This is a genomic window from Accumulibacter sp. (assembly GCF_036625275.1).
Lineage (GTDB): Bacteria > Pseudomonadota > Gammaproteobacteria > Burkholderiales > Rhodocyclaceae > Accumulibacter.
The window spans coordinates 1-3,324 of the sequence record NZ_JAZKUD010000171.1; the positions used below are offsets into that span (position 1 = coordinate 1).

4 protein-coding genes are annotated in these 3,324 nt (G+C 63.3%); all 4 read left to right on the top strand.

The annotated features are described in order from the left end of the window. Nucleotides 1-2 precede the first annotated feature (2 nt). Nucleotides 3-683, top strand: coding sequence for a molybdate ABC transporter permease subunit (gene modB / locus V5B39_RS22090; RefSeq protein WP_332344963.1), 681 nt, complete (start codon nt 3-5; stop codon nt 681-683). Beyond that, a complete protein-coding gene (gene modC, locus V5B39_RS22095) occupies nt 680-1,759 on the top strand; it encodes a molybdenum ABC transporter ATP-binding protein (RefSeq protein WP_332344964.1) in 1,080 nt (359 codons plus the stop codon). Before modB ends, modC begins: the two co-directional genes overlap by 4 nt. Nucleotides 1,760-2,565: 806 nt before the next feature. Continuing rightward, the gene (locus tag V5B39_RS22100) at nt 2,566-2,790 is read left to right on the top strand and encodes an addiction module protein (protein ID WP_332344965.1); all 225 of its coding nucleotides are present in this window, start codon (nt 2,566-2,568) and stop codon (nt 2,788-2,790) included. Continuing rightward, the gene (locus tag V5B39_RS22105) at nt 2,787-3,083 is read left to right on the top strand and encodes a type II toxin-antitoxin system RelE/ParE family toxin (RefSeq protein ID WP_332344966.1); all 297 of its coding nucleotides are present in this window, start codon (nt 2,787-2,789) and stop codon (nt 3,081-3,083) included. The genes V5B39_RS22100 and V5B39_RS22105 overlap by 4 nt, the downstream gene beginning before the upstream one ends. The last annotated feature ends 241 nt before the right edge of the window (nt 3,084-3,324 follow it).

Below are 3,324 nucleotides of genomic sequence, written 5' to 3' on the forward strand. Positions count from 1 at the left end.
GGATGGACAGCGCTGCTGCGGATTTCGCCGCCGTCTGGCTGACGCTCAAGCTGGCGACGGTGGTGACGATTCTCCTGCTGATCATCGGCACGCCGATCGCCTGGTGGCTGGCGCGGACAGGTTCGGCAGTCAAGAGCGTGGTCGGCGCCGTGGTCGCGCTGCCGCTGGTGCTGCCGCCAACGGTGCTTGGCTTCTACCTGCTGATCGCCATGGGGCCGCAGGGGCCGGTCGGACAGCTCACGCAGTGGCTGGGCCTCGGCCTGTTGCCCTTCACCTTTCCCGGACTGGTCGTCGCCTCGGTGTTCTACTCGCTGCCTTTCGTCGTGCAGCCGATCCAGAACGCCTTCGAAGCCATCGGCGAGCGACCACTGGAGGTTGCAGCCACTTTGCGCGCCGGCCCCTGGGATACCTTCTGGTCGGTTGCCGTGCCGCTCGCACGCCCTGGCTTCATCACCGGGGCCATCCTCGGCTTTGCCCATACCGTCGGCGAGTTCGGCATCGTGCTGATGATCGGCGGCAGCATTCCGGGCAAGACCCGCGTCGTCTCGGTGCAGATTTACGACCACGTCGAGGCGCTGGAGTACGCCCAGGCGCACTGGTTGGCTGGCGGCATGGTGCTGTTCAGCTTCCTGGTGCTGCTGGCGCTGTACATCTTCAACCCGCCGGGGAGGAAGAGCGAATGAGCCGGGAAATCCGTGCCCGCCTGCGCATCGAACGTCGCGACTTCAAGCTCGAGGTCGAGCTGACGCTGCCGGGCCGCGGCGTCACCGGTCTCTTCGGCCATTCCGGTTCGGGCAAGACTACCTGTCTGCGCGCCATCGCCGGACTCGAGCGTGCCGCCGACGGCTACTTTGCAGTCGGCGACGAGGTCTGGCAGGACGAGGCAAGAGGCCTGTTCGTGCCGCCGCACCAGCGCGCGTTGGGGATGGTCTTTCAGGAAGCCAGCCTCTTTCCTCATCTTTCGGTGCGCGGCAACATGCAATTCGGCGAACAGCGCACGCCGGCCAGCAAGCGCCACTTCGCCCTCTCCGAAGTTGCCGAACTGCTCGGCATCGAACACCTGCTCGACCGCTCGCCCGGCCAGCTCTCCGGTGGCGAACGCCAGCGCGTGGCGATCGCCCGCGCCCTGCTCGCTGCGCCGCAGATCCTGCTGCTCGACGAGCCGCTGGCGGCGCTCGACCTCAAGCGCAAGCTGGAAATCCTGCCTTATCTGGAACGGCTGCACCGCGAACTGTCGCTGCCGATCATCTATGTCAGCCACTCGCCCGACGAAGTGGCGCGACTCGCCGACCATCTGGTGCTGCTCGAGCAGGGGCAGGTTGTTGCCAGCGGCCCGCTCAAGCAGGTGTTGAGCCGCATCGACCTGCCCGCCGCTTTCGCCGACGATGCCGGCGTCGTCATCGAGACCCGGCTTGCTGCGCAGGAGGCAGACGACCTGAGTCGACTCGAGTTCTCCGGCGGACAGATCCTCGTCACGCGCCGGGACGAGCCGATCGGCACGCGGCTCCGCTGCCGCATTCATGCGCGCGATGTCAGCCTGGCGCTGGTGCCGCAGGTACACAGCAGCATCCTCAACAGCGTCGAGGCGACGGTCGTCGATCTGGCGTCGACCGACACGCCGGGCCATGTCCTGGTCCGCCTCGATGTCGCCGGCGAGCCGCTGCTCGCCCGCATCACCCGCCGTTCCGCGGCAAGGCTGGAGATCCGGCCCGGCCTGGCGCTGAAGGCGCAGATCAAGGCCGTCGCACTCCTCGCCTGAGCGGCATACAGCGCGCCAGGGTGCAGGACACCCTGCGAGTTGGCCAGGAGCAGCCGGTGAGGTGAGCGAGAATTCAACAGTGACCGATCTCCCGCGATAATGCGTCAGCTCTTTACCCCTCGGTCGTCACTCGCCGACCAGTCCATCAATAACACCCTGAAACGCGAACTCAGAGAAGAACGTGACGGGCTTCGCTACGAAGAACACTAGCGGTTTGAGCGCTGGGCGCGTTTGCCGCCGTATCGCATGGTGGCCGGCGCAGGGAACCGCCACGCCTACACCGAGTACGCCTTCACTCTTTACACCCTACAACTCACGCCAGCGGGAGAATTACACCTGCCGGACTGTGGGGCGAACGAATTGCCGAGAAACTGGTTACCGTTCCCGATGCCTGCGTCAGCGGATACGGGCTGGCCGATGAAACACGGATGATCGACCTGCCCGCCTCACACGCCCACCCCTTACGCATTGGCAAGACAGGAAAGGAACGAAACAGCGAACTCGGGCTGACCGAACCGGGACGTCATCTGCTTCAGCTTCAGCTTCTGGGCTGGCGTGCTCCTGGCTTTTCCATTGAAACAAGGCCCAGCGTGCAATGTCTGCGGAGCGGCTGGGTTCGCCTTGACGCCGACGCCATTGCGGTCCCCCGAAGTATCCTGGCGAAAGGTTTGCCCCATGATCGAACAGGTTGGCCTGCGCAGACTGTGGCGGACGGAAAGCAAAGTGGACACCGCACTCGTTGTCCGTCGCCTGGGATCAGCGTAAAGTCGAACGCAGCAACGAAAAGCAAACGCGAGGACTGACCGATGAAAACGAATGCCCTGATGGACGAAATTATTTCCCTGCCCATGGAAGAACGTGCGCGGATAGCTGAAGCGCTATTGCAGAGCCTCAATCCACAAGATGACGCTATTACCGCCGCTTGGCTTAGCGTTGCCAACCAGCGCCAAAAGGAGGTGGCCAGCGGTCAGGTTCAGACGATTCCGGGGGAACAGGTTTTTGAGCGAATCCGGCAGCGCCACGCTCGATGAACATCGAGTTTCACCCCGAAGCGGCCGAAGAGTTCGAAGCTGCTGTTGATTGGTACGAAGAGCGTGAAACTGGCCTGGGTCTCGACTTCGCGGTCGAAATCCACGCTGCCATCCAACGTGCCGCCGCTATGCCCGACGCCTGGACCCAACTTGCCGGCAATGTTCGCCGCGTCTTGGTCAACCGCTTTCCCTATGGTGTTCTGTACGAACCGGGGAGCAGGAGCTTGCTCGTACTGGCCGTGATGCACTTGCGACGCGAGCCAGGTTACTCGATGACGCGCCGGAGTGAATGACGTCCCGTAGTTGTGAATCTCTGGCAATTCTCCTGTTGCCAGAACGCCCGTTCGCTCACTATTCGCTCATGGGCAATCGACAGAGGGAGACTGGCATAGACGAAGACTAAGACCGCGAGATGGCGCTGATCCAGAGGGACATTCCCGAGGAGTGCATGGAGTTTGGCGAAAACATGCAACGGTCGGCGGATGAAGGGTGGCTTTATCCGGACGAGGATGCCGAACAATAGGGTCGAACACA